Genomic DNA, 21,970 nt, shown 5'->3' with positions numbered 1-21,970 from the left:
GCCCATGTTATCGAGTCTGCACAAGGATCACCTCAATATCGCCCGACTGCTGGATCTGCTGAAGCAGAAGCTGGCCGCCATTCGTGCCGAGCAACCCATCAGCTATTTTCTGGTGCGCGATGTCATCGATTATCTGCGGGAGGTCTCTGACAAGTATCACCACCCCAAGGAAGATCTTGTCTATGACTACTACCTGAAATACCGGGTGGTGGAGGGGGATGTCGCGAACCGCTTGCATGAAGAGCATCTCAAGTTGCTGGAGGCAGGGACCGAGCTCAAGGAGATGGTGGAGATGATCCTGATGGATGCGGTGATCCCGCTCGATCAGTTCACCGCCAAGCTGGAGCGCTTCGTGGAGCTGCAAGAGGCACACATGAACTACGAAGAGGGGGTGATCTTCCCCCATCTGCGTGACTCCCTGACCGAGGATGACTGGCGTCATCTGGAGCAAAACTGGCAGAACCGAGCTATCGGTGATCCTCTGTTTGGTGCCGAGATCAGCCAGCACTTCCAGGCGCTTGCCAAGCGCCTCTCCCTGCCTTTTGCTGCCAGCTGACTCACGCGGCTTTCGGTCATCAGTCATCTGACTGTGCAGGTGTTACCCGGCCAATGTGCCGGGTTACTTATTGTTACTCACGCCACATGATCTTGTTGTGCCATTTGTCGGGCACAGTGAGCTGCCAGCGGGCCAGCTCGCTCTTGCTGAAGACATATTCGCCGCGCAGGGCCGCTCGCGGGGAGATAGTACGGGGCAGGGTGCCCGCCAGTATGGTGTTGATAAGGGACGCTGCCTGCAACCCCTGATCGTGGCCGTCCAGTACCAGCCCGCCGATGGCCATCCCCTTGCCGACGGCAAACTCCCAGAAACAGAAGAGAGGAACCGGTGTGTTGGCGCTGGTCCACTCCAGCACAGTCTGTTCGCTCACATGCTTGCCATTATCGTCGACCAGCGTGTGGTAGAGGCCGAGGAAGATTGCCTGATAGCCATTCTTCTTGGCGTTGAGCACCGCCTCCTGCCAGAGGCTGTAGTCGCCCATCAGCTGGCTGTTGACCCGGGTCTGGCCGACTCGCAATTCGGTCTGGGTCTTGAATTCATCCTCGATAGCGGTGAGGGCCACATTGCTGGAATCAAACAGTACCAGCGCCTTGTCGAGCCCCCCCATCATCTGGCTTATTTCGCTGATGTTGCGCTTGAGCAGGGGGCGTTCCAGCACCCCGGTGATCTTGGGGTGGCCGACAAAGCCCTTGAGGCGGGGGTTTTCGTTCATGCCGAGAAAGACTACGGGAGTACCCAGCGAGGCGATCTCGTTGGCCAGATAGTTGATGGCATTGTCATCCCCCAGCACCACCAGATCCGGTTTGCTCTTGAGATAAAAAGCGATAGCTCGTTGAGCGATGTTGTCGAACGACTCCCGTGGATGGCGTTTGGTATCCATATAGAAGTGAGAGATCTTGTGCTCCCCCTGCAACCCTTTGCGCAAACCTTCGTTGTAGCTCTGGTCCCAAAGGTATTCGGGATGGTAGCTGCTGATCACCAGAATGTTTGCGGCCCAGAGCGGCAGGGAGAGGGTGGAGAGCAGTAGCAACAGCAGGGAGGTGCGCATGGGAAGGCCCCTGTCGAGTGATAGTGTATGCATGCTCAGTATGGGCAGTGTTTGCCGTTACTGTCATCTCGAAACCGGTATGGCAGGGCGCGATTTTTTTTTCGGTTGAGCGGATCGGACGCCAGCCCGCACTCTGCTTGGGATCGGGTTTTATTGAGTCTTTTTTTGGTTGGTCGTGAACTGTCCCGCTCGCTGAAAAACCTGTTCTGGATCAAGAAATGAGGCTGCGCTTTGGTGCCTAATAGACACCACATATAGGGACGCATTCGTTTTTAATCCCTATATGTTGTGTTATTAAGCTGTGTATAAGCTGTTCCCCTCCTATCTTCAGCCCAGGCTTGTCAAGCCTCGGCTGAATTTATTTGCGTCCAGGACGAGATGCCGGGAGGGGGGCCCAACAAGGGTGAGCCAGAGGCAAATGCCTGGCCTTTTAACGGGGAAAATCCATGAAACCGGTTGTGATCAAACGTGACGGATGTCGCGCACCATTCAATGCCCAGCTGATTCGCGATGCGGTCAGCCGTGCGGCGGAAGCGGTCAATCAGGCCAATCCGTCACTCGCCTCCCGCATTGCCAATGCAGTGAGTCAGGAGCTGGAAGGGCGTGGTGAAGTTGATATCCACGAGATCCAGAACCGGGTCGAAAACCACCTGATGGCTTCCGACGACAAGGCCATCGCCCGTGCCTATATCGAATATCGCCACGACAGGGATCAGGCTCGCGAGGCGCGCGGCCGGCTGGCACAGGAGATCCGTGGTCTGGTCGAGCAGACCAACGCCGCCCTGCTCAACGAGAATGCCAACAAAGACTCCAAGGTGATCCCGACCCAGCGCGACCTGCTGGCCGGTATCGTCGCCAAGCACTATGCTACCAGCCACATGCTGCCCCGTGATGTGGTTCAGGCTCATGAGAGCGGTGATCTGCACTTCCACGATCTCGATTACTCACCTTTCTTCCCGATGTTCAACTGCATGTTGATCGATCTGAAAGGGATGCTGACCCACGGCTTCAAGATGGGCAATGCGGAGATAGATACCCCGAAATCCATCAGCACCGCCACGGCCGTGACCGCCCAGATCATCGCCCAGGTGGCGAGCCACATCTATGGTGGCACCACCATCAACCGCATCGACGAAGTGCTTGCCCCCTATGTGACCATCAGCTGGCAGAAACACCGTGAAGTGGCCGAAGAGTGGGGCATTGCCGACGTGGAAGCCTACGCCATGGCCCGCACCGAGAAAGAGTGCTACGACGCCTTCCAGTCGCTGGAGTACGAAGTCAACACTCTGCACACCGCCAACGGTCAGACGCCGTTTGTCACCTTCGGCTTTGGTCTGGGGGACAGCTGGGAGTCGCGGATGATCCAGCGCGCCATCCTCAGCAACCGTATCGCAGGCCTTGGCAAGAACAAGAAGACCGCCGTGTTCCCGAAACTGGTGTTCGCCATCAAGGATGGCCTCAACCACAAGCAGGGCGATCCCAACTACGACATCAAGCAGTTGGCGCTGGAGTGTGCCTCCAAGCGGATGTATCCGGACATCCTCAACTACGACCAGGTGGTCAAGGTGACCGGCTCCTTCAAGACCCCCATGGGTTGCCGCTCCTTCCTCGGTGCCTACGAGGAGAATGGCGAGCTGATCCACGAAGGTCGCAACAACCTGGGGGTGGTGAGCCTCAACCTGCCGCGCATTGCCCTGAAATCCCGTGACGAAGCGGACTTCTGGGATCGTCTGGATGCCTCTCTGAGGGTCGCCAAGAAGGCGCTGATGTACCGCATCTCCCGTCTGGACGGGGTGAAAGCGCGGGTTGCTCCGATCCTCTATATGGAAGGGGCTTGCGGTGTGCGGCTGAAGGCGGACGACAACGTCAGCGAGATCTTCAAGAACGGTCGCGCCTCCATTTCCCTCGGGTATATCGGGGTACACGAGACCATCAACGCCCTGTTTGGTGACAAGGTGCACCTGTTTGACAGCGCCGAGCTGCAACAGAAGGCCATCGCCATCATCGCCCGTCTCAGGGCAGCCATTGACGAGTGGAAAGAGGAGACTGGCTACGGCTTCAGCCTCTACTCCACCCCGAGCGAGAACCTTTGCACCCGTTTCTGCCGCATCGACGCCAAAGAGTTTGGCGTGGTATCCGGTGTGACCGACAAGGGTTACTACACCAACAGCTTCCACCTCGATGTGGAAAAGCAGGTCAACCCGTACGACAAGCTGGACTTCGAGGCGCCCTATCCGCCCATCGCCAGCGGCGGCTTCATCTGCTACGGCGAGTACCCCAATATCCAGCACAATCTGGAAGCGCTCGAAAACGTCTGGGATTACAGCTATGACAAGGTGCCCTACTACGGTACCAACACTCCCATCGACGAGTGCTACGACTGCGGCTTCACCGGCGAGTTCGAGTGCACCTCCAAGGGCTTCACCTGCCCGCGCTGCGGCAACCACGACCCGGCCAAGGTGTCGGTGACCCGCCGTGTCTGCGGCTACCTCGGCAGCCCGGATGCGCGCCCCTTCAATGCGGGCAAGCAGGAAGAGGTGAAGCGCCGCGTCAAACATATGTAAGCGCACAGGCGATGAAGAGCTGGCCCCTGACTCAAGGGGCCATTTTCATTGGAGGGCGGCAACCATGCCGCTGTCCCGTGAACGAGGCAGGAAACAAACGATGCACTACCACCAATACTACCCGGTTGATGTGATTAACGGCCCCGGCACCCGTGCCACTCTGTTTGTCTCGGGCTGCGAGCACCAGTGCCCGGGTTGCTACAACCAGAGCACCTGGCGGCTCGATGGCGGCAAGCCGTTCGATGAGGCGATGAGCGATCGCGTCATTGCGGATCTCAACGACAGCCGCATCAAACGGCGAGGTCTGTCGCTTTCCGGCGGCGATCCGCTCCACCCTGCCAACGTGCCCCACGTGCTGGCGCTGGTGAAACGGGTGCGCGCCGAGTGTCCGGGCAAGGATATCTGGTGCTGGACCGGCTACCGGCTCGGCGAGCTGTCAGAGGCCCAGCGCGAGCTGGTGGCCTTGCTGGATGTGCTGGTGGATGGCAAGTTTGAAAAGGCGTTGGCAGACCCCGGCCTGCTCTGGCGTGGCAGCAGCAATCAGCAGATCCACGACCTCAACGCCTGGCGTGATGCGGGTGAGCGAATTCCCTGTCTGGTTTGCAGTTGAAGTCCGGGATGTTTATGGTTAGCCCATTCCAATCCTGACTACATTTTTGAAAAGGAGAGCCGAGATGAACAATCTGCTCAAGATCCTGTTGGCCATTTTCCTGCCCCCGGTGTGCGCGTTTATCCAGGTGGGCTTTAGCCTGCACTTTTTAATCAACATTGTGCTGACCCTGATGGGCGGTCTGCCGGGCATGGTGCATGCGCTCTGGCTGGTGGTGAGCGACAAGCGCGGCTGATTGGCTGGTTAATGAGTTTATTGATGATAAAAGGGCCAACCTCTCGGGGTTGGCCCTTTTGTTCATGTTCATACGAATACTTTTTCGTTAGGATGGGTCACTGACCAAGGGGCGCATTGAGCGTCCCGCAGTCCGGCAACAAGCACCGGCAAAGAACAAGGAGCGTTACATGAAGTGGAAAGTCGCAGTATGGTCAGGTCTGGCAGTGACACTGCTGCTGGGGTGCTCATCCCGTCAGGAGGTGGCGCACGAGCGCGCTCCGATCGCTATCCCTCTCGAGCAGTTGTCCAGCTACTGGGTTCAGGAGAAGCAGTGGTCATGGCTTGGCAACGACGAGCCAGCCCTGCCAGCCAAACCGGTCAAGGGGTATGTGGAAGTACGCTATCAAATCGACGCCAGCGGCACGCCGGTCAAGCCGGAAGTGGTGGCGGCCGAGCCCCCCGGCGAGCTGGAGCAGAGCGCGCTGGCGACCCTTTCGCGGATCCGTTACAGCCCGGCAGAGGGCAACCCGGATGCCATTCCGGTCGAGGTGACCAACCGCTTCGAGATCGAGATCAACTGATCCCCCACCACTCTGATGCCAGAGAAAGAGAGACCCCGGCCAGGCCGGGGTCACGTTTATTGCTGTTTGCAGTCGTTGTAGGCGGTCTGCCACTCGCCATCCTGATCCCGAAGCTCGACAAAGCCCTCATCCCCCTTGTTCCACCAGACGGCCTCATGTTCGTCCGTATAGCGGGCGCCGGAGGCCGAAATGGCCTGGGGCAGGGTGTAATCCTTGCCGTTCGGCAGTGATAGCTTGATAAAGTTGAGGCTCTCGTCTGAGAGGGAGAAGTAGCGCACCTGCACCTTCTTGCCCTGCTCGCACTGGTAACTGACCGGTTCGCCACCAGTGACTGAGAGGGTATTGCCCTGATTGCAGCCAGCGAGCAGGCCGAGGGCCAGCGCACCAGCGGCCATCATATGTGCTTTATTCATGATTACAGCTCCATTGGTGTCATACGGGCGTGAGCCTAACAGGTTGCCGTTATTGTGCAATCAGCGGGGCCATTCGGTGCGTCGCTGGCTGTCCGGCATACCGCGCGAGTATGAGGGGGATGCCGCTATCAGCAAGGTAGTGTCAATCAGTGCAGGCCAAGTCTGGTTTCAAACTGGCGGATCAGCGTCTCATAGGTGCCGTTGTTTTTGATCTTCTGCAATCCCTGCTCGAACTGCTTGGCCAGCGCTTCCCCTTGCGGTGTGTTGCGGGAGAAAGCGAGCCAGAAGCCATCGGTGGAGATCTTGCCAACCTTGACCACCTTGCCGGTCAGCTGCTTCTGCTGGATCTTGAGGTAGCCCGGCATACCGTTCATCAGGATGTAGTCGACCCGGCCACGTACCAGCATCTCGAGGATCTGGGCATCGGATTTGGCCTGAAAGCGGGTGATCCTGGGGTTCTCCATAAAATCGGTGGGGTAGGTGTAGCCGAGGGTGATGCCCACCCGCTTGCCCTCCAGCGAGGTAAGCTTGAGATCCCGTTGCGGGTCGCTGGCAAGAGAGAAGATGGCGAGATCCTCCTCGAACATGGGGGTATCGTGCCAATGGTACTGGTAGCGGTTCTCTTCGGTGATGGTAGCGTTGAAGCACCCCGCAAGTTTGCCGCTTTTTGCATCGTGCATGCAGCGGGCGAAGGGGAGGGTGCGAAAGACAATCTCGATCCCTTCGGCGGCGAACACCGCCTTGACCAACTCAGGCGCCAGTCCGCGGGGCTGGTCATCCTCATTGTCCTTGTCGCGCTCGCAGTAGGGAGCCCAGTCATCTTCGGCGCCAATGACAAGCGGGGTGGCCCCGAGCGGGCTGGTAGCCAACAGCATCAGACAAACCAGCCATTTTTTTAACAACGGAACCATAAGTGTGCACCTCACCGACAGCAGCCTTAAAAGCATAGCCACACTTCTGCGCTGACTTGTAGTGGCAGGAGTATTGGTGAGGGAGGTAAACGAGGGCGAGAAAAAAAGCCCCGGCAGGCGACGGGGCGAAAAAGAGCTCATCCATGGGCTGACAACAGTGCTTACAACAGGAGATCAATAACCGAAGCGGGTCGCCTCGAAGCGGTTGAGCAACCGGTGGACGAGGTAGCAGGCCAGCAGGGTGACCACGATGGCAAACAGGATGCTGCTCACTCGGTAGAGGGCGCTGAACACCAGATCGTTGCCCGGAGTGAGGTACTGGCCAAACAGGATGCCGAGGGTAGTGAGGGCGCCAAAGCCGACCCCCGAGCCGCCTGCCTCCTTGACATGGGCATGGCTGAACAACATGGCGCCGAGCCACAGCAGTGGAGCGACAAGCAACAGTTGCCCTGACCAGTCATAGAGCAGCAGCTGGCCGAGCAGGCCGAAGGTGACCCCCAGCAAGGTGCCCATCGCCCGTTTGCGGGCATAACTCAGCGCACCGTTCCAGTGCATGGGGAACAGCACCAGCAGGGTTGTGGCCTGGGCAGACATGGAGTCGCGCAGGTCAAACACCTGAAATACCAGAAACGACAGGGTGGCCACAGTGGCACCCAGCAGGGCTTCATGGCGCATCCGGTGCGGCGCCTTGGGGGCCGAGGCTGGCTTGGGTCTGGCTTCCACATCCGGGATCAGCATGGTCATCAGGTAAGCGATCAGCACCGACAGCACGCTCGCCCAGATATTGTTGAGGATCAGGTCGTTGAGGTCGGTCTGCGGATAGCTGGCAAAGTGCAGCATGATGCTGAGGCTCAGCACCCCGTTGGCCCCGAACAGAAACAGGCTGCCCCGCGACATGGCGGCGAAGCGGTAGAGAAACAGCATGAAGGCGATGGGGGTCATCAGCGCCGGATGGCTGCCAAACAGCCCACCCAGCAGCCCGACCTCCACCCCACAGACCACCGCCGCCGCGATCAGCTGGCGCGCGGCATGACCATTCATTACAGGCACCATCCCCAGCAGTAGCACCGGTGTGACCGTATAGAAGACCCCGTAATTCCAGCCAAACAGCTTGCAGAGCAGAAAGCCCGTGGTACAGCCAAAGGCGATGCGCAGGCACTGGCGCAGCTCGTTGCCGGTGAGGGGCCGATACCAGAGGTGAGCGGCAGCACCACCGGTGGGGTGTGCTGGGGCGGTATTGGCCGACGGGTGAGTGGCGTGGTTAGTAGACATAATGGAGCAGGCTGAGCAGGTGGATCTGGCCCCGTGCCAGCATGGCGGTCAGGGCATTGTCCGGCAGCAGTTGTACCGTGGCTCGCGCCCCGGCTGGCAGATGATCGGGGAGCTGGTCCAGCTCGAGGTGCAGCCGCATCCGCTGGGCATCCCGTACCCAGCGATCAGACTCCACCGGCGCGGCCAGTCGACCATTGGCATCAAACTGACCGGCACTCACTCCGGCATCCAGACTGCTTACCCGAGCAGGATAGAGCTGACCCGGCTCGCCATCGAAGGCGACCAGTGCGCGGGTTTGCTCGCCAACATGGCGCAGGCTCTTCTCCCGAAAATCGGCAATGACGTCCACCTGTTCCGACACCAGTGCCAGTAGCGGGCTGCCGGCGCTGGCGATACTGCCCGGCTTGAGCTGCAGGTTGGTGATGGTGCCATCCTGATCCGCGTGGACCTGGCTGTAAGAGAGGGCCAGCTGCGCTTGCGCCAGCTGGTTGCGGGCCTGGCGCAGCAACAGATTGTCCTCACCGGTCACGCCACGACTGGCCTTGATCTGGGCCAGTTTGGCCTGACTGGCGCGCAGGTTGGCCTGGGCGCTGCGCAGGGCGCTGTCAGCCTCATCTTTTTGTTGCAGCGAAACCATGTGACGTTGGTAGAGCGCATCGATCCGCTCAGCCTCGCGCCACTTCTGGCTGGCCAGGGTCTCCTTGGCGTTGATCTCGGCAACGGCGGCGGTCAGGGCGGCATCCAGTTCACTGTTCTGCTGCTCTGCCTGCGCCAGCGCAAGGCGGGCCTGCTCCACTGCCAGTTCAAAAGGGGCCGGATCCAGCCTGAACAGCAGATCCCCTTTCTTGACCTGCTGGTTGTTGTGAACGGCGACCTCGATCACCTTGCCGCTCACCTGGGGGGCCAGCTTGGTGACCACCCGGGTCGCCATCGCCTGAGGGGTGAGGGGCATCAGCAGGTCGGCTATCAGAAAATAGGCAAACAAGGTGGCAAAGCCCGCCATGGACCATTTGATCCAGCGGGTAAATTGTTGATCCGGAGTCATCTTATTCTCTCTCTGTGTCGGTCTCGGGAGGGCTTGTATCGCCTCCGGCTTGTCGGTCGTGGTGTTGTTCAATTTTGCTGAGGGCGTTGGCCGAGATCCGCTGCACCGTGGCTTCAAACAGCTGCAGGGTCTGCTCGTCGATGCCCCCCAGCAGCTCCCGGCGGATATTCATGATGCGGTCGGCGATCTGATCGAGCAGGGTCTGGCCAGCCGGGGTCACGCAGACGATGCGGGCCCGCTTGTCCTGACTGCAGCAGTGGCGCTCAATCAGACCCTGCTCTTCCAGCTGGCCCAGGGTGCGCATCAGGGATGGCAGTTCTATTTCGAGGGCTTCGGCCAGGGTCTTCTGGCTGACATGGTTCCCCATGCGGGAGAGCTTCCACAGCGCGGTCCAGCGGGGATGGGTGAGGCCAAGGGGAGCCAGCTCCAGGTCGGCGGCAGTACGCCATAGCCGGTGCATCCGCGCTATCTGCTCGGCGAGTGACAGCTCGCGCAACCTTTCCAGATCCGTCATCTTCTCATCCTCAATGTACTTAGCCTGCTAACTATCATACTTGTTTAGCAGGCTAAGTAAATAGTGTGATGTGAATCATGTTTCTGGTCGGATCTTTCGTTGGTGAGGGCGAGCAGCATTCGAGCCCCTGATATTATTTTCGGGGCTGATCCACTCGAGGCTCTCTTGCCGATTCGGATATTGCGCCGTGAATGGAGGATATCCGGCGATTATTTTCATGAAATTTTCAGCTTCAGTGAGCAGCTCTTTTTTTATCCGCTAATATTGATGAGGTTATAAAACAAGGGGGAAACGGGTTGTGGATGGATATGACAGTGGATGTGTGTATCTGGCAATTGAAACGCTGTTGAGTGATGGAGAATATGGTGCAGAGTCACACCATGGCGTGAATCGGGAAGGCGCTATCAGAAGTACCGATATCAGTCATGATTTTGACCCCGCCAATATTCCATTGCTGTTGGCAGAATAGACCTGACCGTGTGTGATCCTTGTGAGTTCAAGCCAGTGCTCTGGTATTCGCTGGCTTGACTCATCACTATTTCAATCTCCCCTTTTTGCATCTTTCTCCTCACCCTTTTTCATCGTGCGTGCTTCCTGCACGCCGACTCAAACCCTGGTGTGGCATGCCGTGGCACTCGCGTTATGGCGATGACATTACCCGCTGATAATCACTCACAGGAGCTGTGGCGATAAATGGTCGCAGAGCTTGTCATCTGGCTCTGTTATTTCCCCGAAGGGGGGAGATCATCGCATCGTTATTACTGCTGATCACCCAAATATCCGCCATTGGGCTCGCTCGTTTTATCACCCTATTTCCTGACTTGGTCGGGTATCGGATGTCTGGTGTTCTATTGTGCTGCGCACGTTGGCGGCACCATGATGTTTAAGTTTTTAATGTTTTTATATGGCTTTGCAATCTGGCTAACCGACAGGGGCGAGGGGGATCAATAAAGTAGCGGCCACAATCACACGCAGAGTACATAACAATGAAAAACCTCTCACCCCTACAAACCACACAAGAAAAGGCCGCCTTTATGGGCGGCCAACAAATTGCCGGTATGCCTCTCTTTATATTTCTGGGGCTGGCGACCTGTGTTCTCTTTTCCGGCTGGAATGGCTCGCTGCCACTGGGCATGGTCGGTGCGTTGGCGCTGATGTTCGTGCTGGGCACCCTGCTGACCGAGCTGGGTGAGCGGATCATGCCGATCCGCGAATACCTGGGGGGCGGCACCATCCTCGCCATCTTCGGCGGTGCCGCCCTGTTTGAATATCAGTTGCTGCCGGTGCAGGCGGGGCAGGTCATCACCAACTTCATGAAGGAGGGGGGCTTTCTCAACTTCTTTATCGCCAGTCTGGTGACCGGTTCGGTGTTCGGCATGAGCGGCGCGCTGCTGAAAAATGCCGCCATGCGCTACCTGCCGGTTATTCTTGGTGGCGTCGCACTGGCACTGCTGAGTGTGGGGCTGGTCGGCTCCCTGATGGGATATGGCTTCAAGAATGCCGTGCTGCTGATCGGCCTGCCCATCATGGGCGGTGGCATGGGCGCCGGTGCGGTGCCGTTGGTGGAGATCCTCTCCGGCCCGATGCAGATGTCCAGTGCGGATCTCTTGTCGCGCATGGTACCGGCGGTGGTGATCGCCAATACCCTGGCCATTCTGGTGGGCTCCCTGCTGGCGCGGCTCGGTCGCCGTTACCCCTCCCTGACCGGCAACGGCAAGCTGATGGTCAAAGAGAATAGCCAGAGCATTGCTGACGAGCAGGCCGAAGCGCCGACCCTGCAGAGTCTGGGTATGGGCCTTTTCATCAGCTCCAGCATGTTTGTGCTGGGTTCCCTGCTTGGCAACTTTATCCCCATGCACCCCTTCGCCCTGATGATTTTGGCGGTCGCCTTTATCAAGGTGAGCGGCGTGCTGCCGCGTCGTTATGAGCAGGCGGCGGCCGACTGGTACCAGTTTGTGGTGAGCAACCTCACCCCCTCGCTGCTGGTGGGGATCGGCGTCGCCTATACCAGTATTCCCGAGCTGATCAGTGCCTTCTCCGTCAGCTACTTCGTGCTGGTCATGGTCACCGTAATCGGTGGCGCCCTCGGCGCGGCGCTGGTCGGCAAGCTGATCGGTTTCTATCCCATCGAGGCGGCCATAACCGGCGGGCTCTGTATGGCCAACATGGGCGGCACCGGCGACGTAGCCGTGCTCTCGGCGGCCCAGCGGATGAAGCTGATGCCCTTTGCCCAGATCTCCTCTCGCCTGGGCGGCGCCGTGATGCTGATCTTGGCCACCGCCCTTATCTCCCTGCTCGCCTGATACCGGATTGAGGAACAAACAAGATGAACGACATCATGATGGGCACCAGCCTGCCCTATGCCGAGCGCAAGCGTCAGGGGGTGCGGGGTCGCATGCCTCACAAGGAGGAGTCCCTCTCCCAGCAGCGGCGCCGGATCTACCGATTGGTCAGCGCCATGCAGAGTCCGTTTGACCAGCATCTGCTGCTGCGCCAGCTGCAGGAGGACAACCCTGTGCTGTTCTACGATCTGGTACGCCACCACCTGCCGGAGCTGCTGCCGATCATCTACACCCCGGTGGTGGGGGAGGCGTGCCAGCGCCACAGTGACCTCTATCTGCGCAGCCACGGCCTCTACCTCTCCTGGCATGACAGGGACGATCTCGACGACATCCTCGAGTCGGTGGAGCAGGAGGTGGATGTGATCGTCATCTCCGACGGCGAGCGGGTGCTGGGGCTTGGCGATCTCGGTATCGGCGGCATGGGGATCTGTATCGGCAAGCTGGCGCTCTACTCCGCTGCTGGCGGCATCAATCCGGCGCGTACCCTGCCGCTCTGTGTCGATGTGGGCACCAACAACCCCGAGCTGCTGGAGGATGACTCTTACCTCGGCTGGCAATCCCCGCGCATCGACGGCGAGAGCTACTACCACTTCATGGACAAGGTGGTGGCCGCCATTCGCAAGCGCTGGCCCCAAGTGGTGCTGCAGTTTGAAGACTTTGCCGGCAAGCATGCCGCCAACCTGCTGACCCGCTATAGGGACGAGCTCTGCATGTTCAACGACGATATTCAGGGCACGGCGGCAGTGGCTTCTGCCTGCGTGCTGGCCGGGTTGCAGCAGGCGGGTACCGCCCTGTGCGATGCCCCGGTGCTGATCGTCGGGGCGGGTTCTGCCGGTTGCGGCATCGCCGCCATGTTGGCCCAGCTTGCGGGGAGCCACGATGGCGTCTGGCTGTTTGATCAGGACGGGGTGGTCTGCGCCGATCGTCCCAACCTGACTCGCGCCCAACAGCCGTTTGCCCGCGCCGTTGAGGAGGGGAACAGTTCGCTGCTGGAGACCATCCGCCAGGTGCGTCCGGCGGTCTTGATTGGCGTGAGCGGGCAGGGTGGCCTCTTTACCCGCGAGGTGTTGCAGGCGATGGGGGAGGTGTGCGATCAGCCGGTGATCCTGCCACTCTCCAACCCGACCCGCAGTGCCGAGGCGACCCCCGAGCAGGTGTGGGCCGCCACAGATGGCCGCGCCCTGCTGGCCACCGGCAGCCCCTTTGCGCCGGTAACGGTGGCCGGCGAGCGGCGGGTAGTCTCCCAGTGCAACAACGTCTATGTCTTCCCGGGGATTGGTCTCGGTGCCTGCGCGGTCAAGGCGCGCCGCATCAGCGATGGCATGTTGCTGGCTGCGGTGCGGGCAGTCGGCGCCTATCCGCTGGTGGCGGGTCGGCTGCTACCCCCCATCGAACAGGTGGGAGAGGTGGCCCGCGCCGTCGCCAGAGCGGTGGCGCTCTGCGCCCGCGAGGAAGGATTGGCCGATTTTGTCGGCGATCCGGCTCCTTTGATTGACCAGACCTGGTGGCATCCGCACTATTGGGCTGCGTCCTGACGTTTTAAGGTATGTGCATGAAACTTCGCCACCAGTTGGTCACCCTTTCTCTCGGGCTCTCCCTGCTGCTGATCCTCATTCTGGGCAGTCTGCTGGCCCTCTTTATCCGCCATCTGCTGGAGAGCAATCTGCAGGATAAGGGGAGCGATCTGGCACGGGTGATGGCGGCGGACACCCGGGTGGTCGAGGCCCTGCGTCAGGGCCGTGACCCTACCCTGCGCGACTATGTGGAGGCGGTCTGCAACCGCACCGACGCCACCTATATGGTGGTAACCGACGAGCATGGTCGCCGCCTCAGCCACCCCAACCCCGAGCTGGTGGGGCAGAAGTTTCGCGGCGAGGATATCTGGCCCGCGCTGCAGGAGCGGCGCAGCTACTGCTCCAAGGATCGGGGCACCATGGGGCCGGCGATCCGCTGCTTCTCCCCGGTGGTGGGCGGTGACGGGCGCGTCATGGGGGCCGTGGTGGTGGGCTATCTGATGCAGCAGGTGGAGGGCATCTATATGGAGCGGGTAGCCCTGCTCATCAGCGCCATCGTTGCGGTGCTGGGGTGCGGCCTGCTGCTGGCACTCTGGGTGCAATACCTGCTGCGCAAGACTCTGCTCGATCTGGAGCCGGAGGCAATCGTGCGCCGTTTCACCCTGCAGGATCTGGTGCTTGAGCACATCACCGAAGGGGTCATCGCCCTTGATGGTCGCGGCAACATCAACATGATCAACAGCACCGCCAGCTATCAGCTGCGGCTGCCGGTTACCGGGCGCCACGCCCTGCAGGGACAGTCGCTGGCGGAGCTGGTGCCGCCCCTTGCCCCCTGTCTGGAGCAGGAGGGTGGGGAAGTGAGCTTCACCATTCAGGGGGAGTCCTTCGTTGGCCGCTGGCAGGCGGTGCAGGGCAAGGCGCCGGGGCGGCTGCTGATCTTCAGCCGTCCGGAGGTGGCCGCCAGTCTGGGGGTGCAGGTGACCCACCTGCGCCAGTATGCCGAGATGTTGCGGATGCAGAGCCACGAGTTTGCCAACAAGCTGAGCAGCCTCTCCGGCCTGTTGCAGCTGGGCCATGTGGATCAGGCGGTGGAGCTGATCCAGCAGGAGAACGAAGCGTGCCAGACCATGCTGCAGGAGCTGCTGCGGCTGATCGACAACAAGCCGGTGGCGGGGCTGATTCTCGGCAAGTTCAGCCGGGCTCGCGAGCTGGGGGTGACCCTGGAACTCGATCCCGATTCGGCGCTGGCGGAGTATCCGGCCTCGGTCTCGGCCGATCTCATTACCCTCATTGGCAACCTGCTGGACAACGGCCTGCAGGCGGCCTGGCGCAACCGCCAGCAGCGGCCGCCGCGGGTGCTGCTGTCCCTGTGCGATGTGGGGCGGCGACTGGTGATCGAAGTGGAGGATAGCGGTGAGGGGGTCGACGAGGAGCTGGCCGATCACCTGTTCGATTACGGGGTGAGTCGCCAGAGCGGCGATCACGGGGTGGGTCTGTTCCTGGTCAAGGAGACCGTGGGTCGGCACGAGGGTGTGATAGAATGGCGGCGAACCGCCGAGCAGACCACCCTGTTTGGTATCTATTTGAATAAAAACCAATTAATGTGAACCATGGACCCAATAATCACGCTTGTTATTGAAGATGACGATCGGATCGGTGCCATCTTGTCAGAACTGGTGGCGGCGACACCCGGTTTCTCCCTGCTGGGGCGGGCCGGCACCCTGGCCCAGGCCGATGCCATGATGGCCGGTGTGGTGCCCCAACTGCTGCTGGTGGATGTCTCCCTGCCCGATGGCTCCGGCCTTGAGTGGGTGAGCCGCCTGCGCAGCCACAACCGCGAAGCCTATGTCATCATGGTGACCGCCTCGCGGGATGTGGAGACCATCCAGCAGGCCCTCAACCTGGGGGTTCATGACTACGTCATCAAACCATTGCGGCTGTTTCGCATCCAGCAGAGTCTGGACGAGATCCTGCAACTGCACAGCCGCCTCTGCGAGCGGGGTCGGCTGGAGCAGGAAGATCTCGACAAGCTGCTGGGCAAGGGAGGGCGCTCCCAGATCAAGGAGATGCGCGTCACTCCCAAGGGGATCGACAGCATCACCCTGCGTCAGGTGCTGGATCTGCTGGCGGGTGAGCCGGAGAGTGTCTTCTCCACCGACACGGTGGCGCTGCGACTCTCCCTCAGCCGCACCACGGCGCGCCGCTATCTGGAATATCTGGAGTCGGAAGACCGGGTAGATGTGGATCTCAATTACGGCCAGCGCGGGCGGCCTGAGCGTCGCTACCGCTGGCGCCGGGCCGGTTGAGATGCGCACTGGCGTGCATTGCAGAAACAACAAGGGAGCCATGGGCTCCCTTGTTGTTTCCGGACGATGTTGGTTCTCAGGCGGCTTCCCGTTCGGCTACCGGCGCACGCCCCTTCAGCTGGGAGGCCATCACCCCGCCCAGGATCAGCCCGCCACCCAGCAGGTGATAGCCGTGGATTGGCTCGCCCAGGCCGACGACGGCGATCAGCGCCGTACAGAGCGGCATCAGGTTCATAAAGACCGAGGTGCGCTCTGCCCCCATGCAGGCGAGGCCGCGCGTCCAGCAGTAAGCCGCCAGCAGGGAGGAGGCGAGCCCGGCGAAGAGCACCAGCCCCCACCCTTCGGCCGGCACCGCCATCGAGTCGGCACTGAGAGCGAGCGGCACCAGCAGCAGTACGGCCAGCAGGATCTGCATGTAGAGGTTGAGCCAGGGGCCAAACGGCAGTTGCCAGCGGCGGATCAAGAGGCCGTAAAGGGCGTAGCTGGCGGAGCCGAGCAACATCATGCCATCCCCCGGGTTGATGCCGTTATGGAGCAGGGCCAGTGGTTCGCCCTTGCCAAGCAGCCAGAGCACGCCGAACAGGGAGATACTCATGCCGAGCAGTGCCTGTTTGCCGGGACGCTGGCCGAAGAAGAGCGCCCCTTGCAGCAGGGTGAGCAGTGGAATGAGGGAGCCGATCACCCCCATATTGGTGGCCGAAGTGCTGTGAGCAGCGTAGTAAGCGAGGCACTGGTAGAGCACCATACCGAGCGCCGCCAGCACCAGCAGCTTGCCGAGCCAGGGGCGAACCTCGCTACGGCGGCGCCACAGCTGCGGCAGGCAGAAGGGGGTCAGCGCCAGAGCGGCGATCACCCAGCGATAGAAGGAGATAGCCGCGGGGTCGAGCACACTGGCGGCCGCCTTGGACACCACGGTATTGGTAGCCCAGATCAGCACCGCCATCAGCGGAAAGAGAAGAGGGGAAAAGATTCGCATCAGAGGCTCCTTATTAACAGGGGGCCAAGTCTACCCTTGTCTTTATATTATCAAGTAGCGTAAAACAGACAGATGACCCAGCAGAAAAGACAACTCTTTCTGATGCACCTTATTCCGGCCCACACGGGCTGCGTCTGCCCGCAACTGATGGCTGCTTTTGACCTGTGCCGGAGACCGAGCCAACAGGGCGTTGCATCACGCCTGCTCCTCTCTCTCGCTGACAAGGGGCGCTGATGGCCACTCACCACTTTCAGCCGGTAGATGTCGTTCTGCCCGCTCCCAATCCGCTCTTTTTCAGTTACCAGCAGATGTTGGCCGACAGCGCGACCGTGCTGCACTCCCACCCCTGGGGCCAGCTCAACATGATCAGCCTGGGGATCATGGAGATAGAGCTGGGGGATCAGCGACTGGTGGCCCCTGCCGACTACCTGATCTGGGTACCGGCGGATCTCGACCACACCTCTTACAACGAGCAGACCCTCGACTACACCTCCATCTACGTCAGTCACGAGCTGGCGGCCAAGCTGCCGCCAGAGCCCAGATTGCTGCTGCTCACCCCGCTGATCCGCGCCCTGCTGAGCGATTTTTGCGAACGGCGGGTGAGCCATATGGCGGATGAGTGGGATCAGCGTCAGGCCGAGTTACTGGTGGAGCGACTGGCGCGCACCCGCTGTCAGGAGAGCTACCTGCCGATGAGTCAGGACAAGCTGCTGGCTCCCATGCTGGCGGCGTTACACAGCGATCCTGCCGATCCCCGAACTCTGGCCCAGTGGGCCGGACAACTGCATACCACAGAGCGCACCCTGGCGCGGCGCTGCCTGCGGGAGCTGGGGATGAGCTTCGGTCAGTGGCGGGCGCGGTTGCGGCTGCTCAAGGCTCTGGCCTGGCTCAAGGGGGACATGCCCATTCAGGAGATCAGCTGGCGGCTCGGTTACGGCTCCACCTCGGCCTTTATCGCCATGTTCAACCGGGAGCTGGGATGTTCACCCCAGCGTTATCGCCAGCAATCGGCAGAACGGGGGCTCTAATGGGAAAAAACGGGAGCGATGCAGTGTGAATGCCATGATAAGTAGCCTGTTTCTTGTCGTTACAGGGATTATCATAGAGCCCTGTTATCATGGGCCATCTGGCAGCAACGATCGGTTGTCTGCCCGAGTGAATGGCTGTGCCTTCATATTCAGGGGTTAGGGTAAGCATGATCGCGTCCGGTTCCCGTTTGGCCGAGTCACTATTCTGGTATCTGCTGGCGCTCACCGGTTGTGCCATCCTGCTGTTCGAGTTCGGGCCAGAGCGAGTTCTCGATATCAAGGAGTGGCCGCTCTCCATCACAGTGCAGCAGCCACGGGATGCTGGGCCGGGGGCGGTGCGCTATCAACCCTCGGCGGATGATCATCCCGGAGTGGTCTGTACGTTAACCGCCAATCCCGCCAGCTACCCAAGTTGCGGCCTTATCCTCACCCTGACCCCCCGTGACAAGGGGATTAATCTGACCCGTTTTGGCACACTTCATATCCGTTTGAGCGTAACCGGGGCTGGCGAGCAGGATTGGCGCTTGTATCTGCGCAACTACAATCCGGTCTATGACCGGGTTGATGAGCCTGAGCAATCCAAGTTCAACGAGATCATTTTTCGGCCGGCGGATTACGGCCGGGATCACGAGGTGCCACTGGATGTGTTTACCCCGGCGACCTGGTGGATCACCCGTTACAATGTGCCGTTGCAGCAGCAGGGGGCCAATCTGGATCGGGTTTATGCCATCGAGGTTATGGCTGGTTCAGATATGCCGCCCGGTAAGCATGGCGTGGTGATCGAAGCGCTGCAGTTTCACGGTAGCTGGCTCGATGCCACCCTCTTCTATCGGCTGATCCTGTTTGTCTGGTTTCTTTACGGTTGTACCGTTTTTCTGATCAACCACCTTTTGATGAAGCAGCGCTTGCAGCATGCCCATCAGGCCAAACTGGAGGCCGAGGCGCTCAACCGGACCTTGAGTGAAGAGAATCGCCGCTCCCGCGAGGAGGCCTGTTATGATGCCCTGACCGGCGCCCTCAACCGGCTCGGCGGTGAGCGACTGCTGCTCGAGATAGGTGAGCAGCCCTGCACTCTTGTCTATATCGATGTGGATCACTTCAAACAGATCAACGATAGCCATGGCCATCCGGTGGGAGACGAGGTGCTCAAACTGCTGGTCAGCGAGATCCTGCGCCACTGCGATCCCCTCTGCCATCTGGTGCGCTGGGGGGGAGAGGAGTTTGTGTTGGTCTGCCTTGATTACGATGAGTTGCGGGCGTGTATCCTGGCCGAGCGGCTGCGCACCCTGCTGGAGGCATCTCCCCATTGGCCGCTGGCCTTGCGGGTGACCGCTTCGTTCGGGGTGGCCGAGCGGGGGGGAGAGCCATGGGAATGCGTACTCAAACGTGCCGACGAGGCGCTCTATCAGGCCAAGACGCAGGGACGCAACCGGGTAGTGGCGCATTGAGGGCGGTAGCATGACATGTTAAAGACGAGAGCAAGATGACCAGACAATCTATTGGTGCCCTGACCCTGCTGGTGGCCGACTATGACGAGGCTATCGCCTTTTTCACCGAGGGGCTGGGGTTTGCGCTGCTGGAAGATACCCGGCTCGACGAACCGGGCAAACCGGGCAAACGCTGGGTGCGGGTTGCTCCCGCTGGCAGCTCGGGTTCCTCGTTGCTGCTGGCGCGGGCTGCGACCCCGGAGCAGCTGGCCGCCATTGGCAAACAGGGTGGCGGACGGGTATTTCTGTTCCTCGAGACCGATGACTTCTGGCGGGATTACCGGCGGATGCAGCAGTATGGTGTCCATTTTTGTGAACAGCCTCGACAGGAGTCCTACGGCACCGTGGTAGTGTTCGAGGATATCAGTGGCAACCGCTGGGACCTGCTGCAACGCGCTGCTGCCAACTGAATCTGAAAACGTTTATCATCCCGCCTGTCATAAAGTCATAAAAGTGTCACAGAAAATTCTAATAATTGGCGCACCCATCTTCACAGAGGAGAGAGAAGGGAATGGCTAAGCGAATTCTGGTGGTCGAGGACGAAGCACCGATCCGCGAAATGCTCTGTTTCGTGCTGGAGCAGAAGGGGTATGAGACGATTGAAGCGGAAGATTTCGCCGACGGACTGGCGAAGGTGCGTGAACCCTACCCGGAACTTATCGTGCTGGACTGGATGATGCCAGGCGGCAGTGGCATCCAGTTTATCAAACAGCTCAAGCAGGATGAGGTGACCCGCCAGATCCCGGTGGTGATGCTCACCGCCCGCGGTGAGGAGGAGGACAAGGTGCGTGGTCTGGAGGCCGGTGCCGACGACTATATCACCAAGCCGTTCTCGCCCAAGGAGCTCACCGCTCGCCTCCATGCGGTGATGCGCCGAGTCTCCCCCACCTCGGTAGACGAGGTGATCGAGGTGCAGGGGCTCAAGCTGGACCCCGTCTCCCACCGGGTCAGTGCCGAGGAGAAGGCGCTCGACATGGGGCCGACCGAATTCAAGCTGCTGCATTTCTTCATGACTCACCCCGAGCGGGTCTATAGCCGTGAGCAGTTGCTCAACAATGTCTGGGGTACCAATGTGTACGTCGAGGACAGAACCGTGGATGTGCATATTCGGCGCCTGCGCAAGGCGATTGAAGAGACAGGGCACGACAGATTGATCCAGACGGTGCGTGGAGCCGGATACCGCTTCTCAACCCGTCTCTAGAGGCAGTTATGTTGCAACCTTACGCCTGGCGGCGACAGTTGTGGCGAATGGCGTTTTTCTACGCCCCCTTCGCATTGGTTGGCTGGTTGATTGATCATCTTGCCCTCTGCCTGTTGGTGGCGGCAGTGTTGCATCTGGGCTGGCATTACCGTTTTCAGAAGCGGCTGTCTGATTGGCTGTGGCACGACCGCAGCCTGGTACCACCTAACGGCAGTGGCAGCTGGGAGCACATTTTCAACGGGATCTACAAATTGCAACAGCGTCACCGGGCTCGGCGGCGCGAGCTGGCGGGGCTGATCCGCCGCTTTCGGGAGGGGGCCGAGGCGCTGCCCGATGCGGCCGTGGTGTTTCGCGAAGATGGCAGCATCCTCTGGTGCAACCGGCTGGCAGAGCAACTGCTCGGTTTCCGCTGGCCGGAAGATGCAGGTCAGCACATTGGCAACCTGATCCGCCATCCTGCCTTTGCCGCCTATCTGGGGAAGGGGAGCTATGATGAACCACTGGAGATGACTTCTCCGATCAACGAAGAGAAGTTTCTCGAGTTTCGCATTATGCCCTACGCCTCCGATCAGGCGATGCTGGTGGTACGCGATGTCACCCGCCTGCGCAGTCTGGAGAAGACCCGCAAGCACTTTGTCTCCAATGTCTCCCACGAGCTGCGCACTCCGCTCACCGTGCTCAAGGGCTATCTGGAGATGACTGAAGATCCGCCCCCGCCTGCCATGTGGGCCAAGGCGCACCGGGTGATGATGGAGCAGACCATCCGGATGGACAATTTGGTCAACCAGCTGCTCACCCTGTCGCGCATCGAGGCGGCACCGACCGTTGATCTCTCCCATCTGGTGGACATACCTGCCATGCTCGGACTGCTGGAGCAGGAGGCGCGGGCGCTCTCGGGCGAACGGGCCCACCAGATCGAATTCATGGTGCAGCCAGACCTGTTTGTGCGCGGGGATAAGGAGCAGCTGCGCAGCGCCGTCTCCAATCTGGTCTACAACGCCATCCACTACACACCGGCAGGGCGCAAGATCAGCGTGGAGTGGCGCAAGCAGGGGGCAATGGCGCTGTTTGCCGTGAGGGATGAGGGGGAGGGGATTGCCCCCGAGCATCTGGCGCGGCTGACCGAACGGTTCTATCGGGTCGACAAGGCCCGCTCCCGCCACACCGGTGGCTCCGGACTCGGCCTTGCCATCGTCAAGCATGCCCTCAGTCATCATGACTGTCAGCTCGAGATTGAAAGTCGTGTCGGCCTTGGCAGTCGCTTCAGCTTCATGATACCGGCTCGTATGGTGGTGTTAAAATAGCCTTTTATGACAATGGGTTAGTAAATTCGAGAGGGCCACAATGCGGGCCCTCTCTGCATTTGTGCAACTTTGTTGTCATGTC

Annotated in this window: 21 protein-coding genes; 14 read left to right on the top strand and 7 right to left on the bottom strand. The window is 60.2% G+C overall.

Annotation, left to right across the window (positions count from 1 at the left end):
- The first annotated feature begins 4 nt into the window (after window positions 1-4).
- Complete coding sequence (locus tag G5137_RS05500; RefSeq protein ID WP_216951846.1) at window positions 5-556, top strand: hemerythrin domain-containing protein; 552 nt, start codon at window positions 5-7, stop codon at window positions 554-556.
- A gap of 73 nt (window positions 557-629) precedes the next feature.
- Here the strand turns inward: G5137_RS05500 and G5137_RS05495 are convergent, their stop codons facing one another.
- Window positions 630-1,604 carry an ABC transporter substrate-binding protein gene (locus tag G5137_RS05495; protein WP_421223385.1) on the bottom strand — a complete coding sequence of 325 codons (975 nt, stop codon included), beginning with the start codon at window positions 1,602-1,604 and terminating at the stop codon, window positions 630-632.
- Between the two features lie 446 nt (window positions 1,605-2,050).
- Here G5137_RS05495 and nrdD point away from each other — a divergent pair, with 446 nt between their 5' ends.
- From nrdD to G5137_RS05475, 4 genes are all read left to right on the top strand, one after another.
- Window positions 2,051-4,168, top strand: coding sequence for an anaerobic ribonucleoside-triphosphate reductase (gene nrdD / locus G5137_RS05490; protein ID WP_421223383.1), 2,118 nt, complete (start codon window positions 2,051-2,053; stop codon window positions 4,166-4,168).
- A 100-nt stretch (window positions 4,169-4,268) separates the two neighbouring features.
- On the top strand, window positions 4,269-4,778 hold the full coding sequence (gene nrdG / locus G5137_RS05485) for an anaerobic ribonucleoside-triphosphate reductase-activating protein (RefSeq protein ID WP_164537487.1): 510 nt from the start codon (window positions 4,269-4,271) through the stop codon (window positions 4,776-4,778).
- A gap of 64 nt (window positions 4,779-4,842) precedes the next feature.
- On the top strand, window positions 4,843-5,013 hold the full coding sequence (locus tag G5137_RS05480; RefSeq protein ID WP_005338440.1) for a YqaE/Pmp3 family membrane protein: 171 nt from the start codon (window positions 4,843-4,845) through the stop codon (window positions 5,011-5,013).
- A gap of 169 nt (window positions 5,014-5,182) precedes the next feature.
- Window positions 5,183-5,575, top strand: coding sequence for a TonB family protein (locus G5137_RS05475; RefSeq protein ID WP_005358848.1), 393 nt, complete (start codon window positions 5,183-5,185; stop codon window positions 5,573-5,575).
- 56 nt (window positions 5,576-5,631) lie between these two features.
- Here the strand turns inward: G5137_RS05475 and G5137_RS05470 are convergent, their stop codons facing one another.
- The 5 genes from G5137_RS05470 to G5137_RS05450 all read right to left on the bottom strand — a co-directional run bounded on the left by G5137_RS05470 (window position 5,632) and on the right by G5137_RS05450 (window position 9,730).
- A complete protein-coding gene (locus tag G5137_RS05470; RefSeq protein ID WP_201972991.1) occupies window positions 5,632-5,988 on the bottom strand; it encodes an MliC family protein in 357 nt (118 codons plus the stop codon).
- A 146-nt stretch (window positions 5,989-6,134) separates the two neighbouring features.
- Window positions 6,135-6,899: a substrate-binding periplasmic protein gene (locus G5137_RS05465; protein ID WP_421255039.1), complete on the bottom strand. Its 765-nt coding sequence runs from the start codon at window positions 6,897-6,899 to the stop codon at window positions 6,135-6,137.
- A 174-nt stretch (window positions 6,900-7,073) separates the two neighbouring features.
- On the bottom strand, window positions 7,074-8,171 hold the full coding sequence (locus G5137_RS05460; RefSeq protein WP_421255038.1) for a DUF2955 domain-containing protein: 1,098 nt from the start codon (window positions 8,169-8,171) through the stop codon (window positions 7,074-7,076).
- A complete protein-coding gene (locus G5137_RS05455) occupies window positions 8,161-9,216 on the bottom strand; it encodes an HlyD family secretion protein (RefSeq protein WP_421255037.1) in 1,056 nt (351 codons plus the stop codon). The genes G5137_RS05460 and G5137_RS05455 overlap by 11 nt, the downstream gene beginning before the upstream one ends.
- 1 nt (window position 9,217) lies before the next feature.
- Complete coding sequence (locus G5137_RS05450) at window positions 9,218-9,730, bottom strand: MarR family transcriptional regulator (RefSeq protein ID WP_005349886.1); 513 nt, start codon at window positions 9,728-9,730, stop codon at window positions 9,218-9,220.
- Between the two features lie 986 nt (window positions 9,731-10,716).
- On the opposite strand from G5137_RS05450, the gene G5137_RS05445 reads away from it, so the two are divergent.
- Genes G5137_RS05445 through G5137_RS05430 form a run of 4 tightly spaced genes read left to right on the top strand, consistent with a single transcriptional unit; the run spans window position 10,717 to window position 15,892 of the window.
- Complete coding sequence (locus tag G5137_RS05445; RefSeq protein ID WP_421255036.1) at window positions 10,717-12,033, top strand: 2-hydroxycarboxylate transporter family protein; 1,317 nt, start codon at window positions 10,717-10,719, stop codon at window positions 12,031-12,033.
- A gap of 23 nt (window positions 12,034-12,056) precedes the next feature.
- Window positions 12,057-13,607 carry an NAD-dependent malic enzyme gene (locus G5137_RS05440; protein ID WP_202000474.1) on the top strand — a complete coding sequence of 517 codons (1,551 nt, stop codon included), beginning with the start codon at window positions 12,057-12,059 and terminating at the stop codon, window positions 13,605-13,607.
- 17 nt (window positions 13,608-13,624) lie between these two features.
- On the top strand, window positions 13,625-15,193 hold the full coding sequence (locus tag G5137_RS05435) for an ATP-binding protein (RefSeq protein ID WP_204481211.1): 1,569 nt from the start codon (window positions 13,625-13,627) through the stop codon (window positions 15,191-15,193).
- A gap of 3 nt (window positions 15,194-15,196) precedes the next feature.
- Window positions 15,197-15,892, top strand: a complete 696-nt coding sequence (locus tag G5137_RS05430; RefSeq protein WP_075115718.1) for a response regulator — start codon at window positions 15,197-15,199, stop codon at window positions 15,890-15,892.
- Between the two features lie 76 nt (window positions 15,893-15,968).
- On the opposite strand, the gene G5137_RS05425 is transcribed toward G5137_RS05430, so the two are convergent.
- Complete coding sequence (locus tag G5137_RS05425; protein WP_421255035.1) at window positions 15,969-16,868, bottom strand: DMT family transporter; 900 nt, start codon at window positions 16,866-16,868, stop codon at window positions 15,969-15,971.
- Between the two features lie 233 nt (window positions 16,869-17,101).
- Between G5137_RS05425 and G5137_RS05420 the strand changes: the two genes are divergently transcribed.
- The 5 genes from G5137_RS05420 to phoR all read left to right on the top strand — a co-directional run bounded on the left by G5137_RS05420 (window position 17,102) and on the right by phoR (window position 21,888).
- A complete protein-coding gene (locus G5137_RS05420; protein ID WP_421255034.1) occupies window positions 17,102-17,896 on the top strand; it encodes an AraC family transcriptional regulator in 795 nt (264 codons plus the stop codon).
- Window positions 17,897-18,063: 167 nt separating this feature from the next.
- The gene (locus tag G5137_RS05415; protein WP_266134087.1) at window positions 18,064-19,344 is read left to right on the top strand and encodes a GGDEF domain-containing protein; all 1,281 of its coding nucleotides are present in this window, start codon (window positions 18,064-18,066) and stop codon (window positions 19,342-19,344) included.
- A 35-nt stretch (window positions 19,345-19,379) separates the two neighbouring features.
- The gene (locus tag G5137_RS05410; RefSeq protein WP_167572379.1) at window positions 19,380-19,793 is read left to right on the top strand and encodes a VOC family protein; all 414 of its coding nucleotides are present in this window, start codon (window positions 19,380-19,382) and stop codon (window positions 19,791-19,793) included.
- A 101-nt stretch (window positions 19,794-19,894) separates the two neighbouring features.
- On the top strand, window positions 19,895-20,584 hold the full coding sequence (gene phoB / locus G5137_RS05405) for a phosphate regulon transcriptional regulator PhoB (protein ID WP_026457670.1): 690 nt from the start codon (window positions 19,895-19,897) through the stop codon (window positions 20,582-20,584).
- An 8-nt stretch (window positions 20,585-20,592) separates the two neighbouring features.
- Window positions 20,593-21,888 carry a phosphate regulon sensor histidine kinase PhoR gene (phoR, locus tag G5137_RS05400; RefSeq protein ID WP_266134086.1) on the top strand — a complete coding sequence of 432 codons (1,296 nt, stop codon included), beginning with the start codon at window positions 20,593-20,595 and terminating at the stop codon, window positions 21,886-21,888.
- Window positions 21,889-21,970: the final 82 nt, after the last annotated feature.

The organism is Aeromonas sp. 600282 (genome assembly GCF_049175755.1).
Taxonomy (GTDB): Bacteria; Pseudomonadota; Gammaproteobacteria; order Enterobacterales; family Aeromonadaceae; genus Aeromonas; species Aeromonas veronii_A.
Note: the sequence above shows the minus strand (reverse complement) of the source record. Positions and strands in the feature narration are given on the sequence as shown.

Bases quoted from the DNA above. Each gene is read 5' to 3' on its own strand.
- G5137_RS05500 (WP_216951846.1), top strand. From the start codon at position 5: ATGTTATCGAGTCTGCACAAGGATCACCTCAATATCGCCCGACTGCTG.
- G5137_RS05495 (WP_421223385.1), bottom strand. From the start codon at position 1,604: ATGCGCACCTCCCTGCTGTTGCTACTGCTCTCCACCCTCTCCCTGCCG.
- nrdD (WP_421223383.1), top strand. From the start codon at position 2,051: ATGAAACCGGTTGTGATCAAACGTGACGGATGTCGCGCACCATTCAAT.
- nrdG (WP_164537487.1), top strand. From the start codon at position 4,269: ATGCACTACCACCAATACTACCCGGTTGATGTGATTAACGGCCCCGGC.
- G5137_RS05480 (WP_005338440.1), top strand. From the start codon at position 4,843: ATGAACAATCTGCTCAAGATCCTGTTGGCCATTTTCCTGCCCCCGGTG.
- G5137_RS05475 (WP_005358848.1), top strand. From the start codon at position 5,183: ATGAAGTGGAAAGTCGCAGTATGGTCAGGTCTGGCAGTGACACTGCTG.
- G5137_RS05470 (WP_201972991.1), bottom strand. From the start codon at position 5,988: ATGAATAAAGCACATATGATGGCCGCTGGTGCGCTGGCCCTCGGCCTG.
- G5137_RS05465 (WP_421255039.1), bottom strand. From the start codon at position 6,899: ATGGTTCCGTTGTTAAAAAAATGGCTGGTTTGTCTGATGCTGTTGGCT.
- G5137_RS05460 (WP_421255038.1), bottom strand. From the start codon at position 8,171: ATGTCTACTAACCACGCCACTCACCCGTCGGCCAATACCGCCCCAGCA.
- G5137_RS05455 (WP_421255037.1), bottom strand. From the start codon at position 9,216: ATGACTCCGGATCAACAATTTACCCGCTGGATCAAATGGTCCATGGCG.
- G5137_RS05450 (WP_005349886.1), bottom strand. From the start codon at position 9,730: ATGACGGATCTGGAAAGGTTGCGCGAGCTGTCACTCGCCGAGCAGATA.
- G5137_RS05445 (WP_421255036.1), top strand. From the start codon at position 10,717: ATGAAAAACCTCTCACCCCTACAAACCACACAAGAAAAGGCCGCCTTT.
- G5137_RS05440 (WP_202000474.1), top strand. From the start codon at position 12,057: ATGAACGACATCATGATGGGCACCAGCCTGCCCTATGCCGAGCGCAAG.
- G5137_RS05435 (WP_204481211.1), top strand. From the start codon at position 13,625: ATGAAACTTCGCCACCAGTTGGTCACCCTTTCTCTCGGGCTCTCCCTG.
- G5137_RS05430 (WP_075115718.1), top strand. From the start codon at position 15,197: ATGGACCCAATAATCACGCTTGTTATTGAAGATGACGATCGGATCGGT.
- G5137_RS05425 (WP_421255035.1), bottom strand. From the start codon at position 16,868: ATGCGAATCTTTTCCCCTCTTCTCTTTCCGCTGATGGCGGTGCTGATC.
- G5137_RS05420 (WP_421255034.1), top strand. From the start codon at position 17,102: ATGGCCACTCACCACTTTCAGCCGGTAGATGTCGTTCTGCCCGCTCCC.
- G5137_RS05415 (WP_266134087.1), top strand. From the start codon at position 18,064: ATGATCGCGTCCGGTTCCCGTTTGGCCGAGTCACTATTCTGGTATCTG.
- G5137_RS05410 (WP_167572379.1), top strand. From the start codon at position 19,380: ATGACCAGACAATCTATTGGTGCCCTGACCCTGCTGGTGGCCGACTAT.
- phoB (WP_026457670.1), top strand. From the start codon at position 19,895: ATGGCTAAGCGAATTCTGGTGGTCGAGGACGAAGCACCGATCCGCGAA.
- phoR (WP_266134086.1), top strand. From the start codon at position 20,593: ATGTTGCAACCTTACGCCTGGCGGCGACAGTTGTGGCGAATGGCGTTT.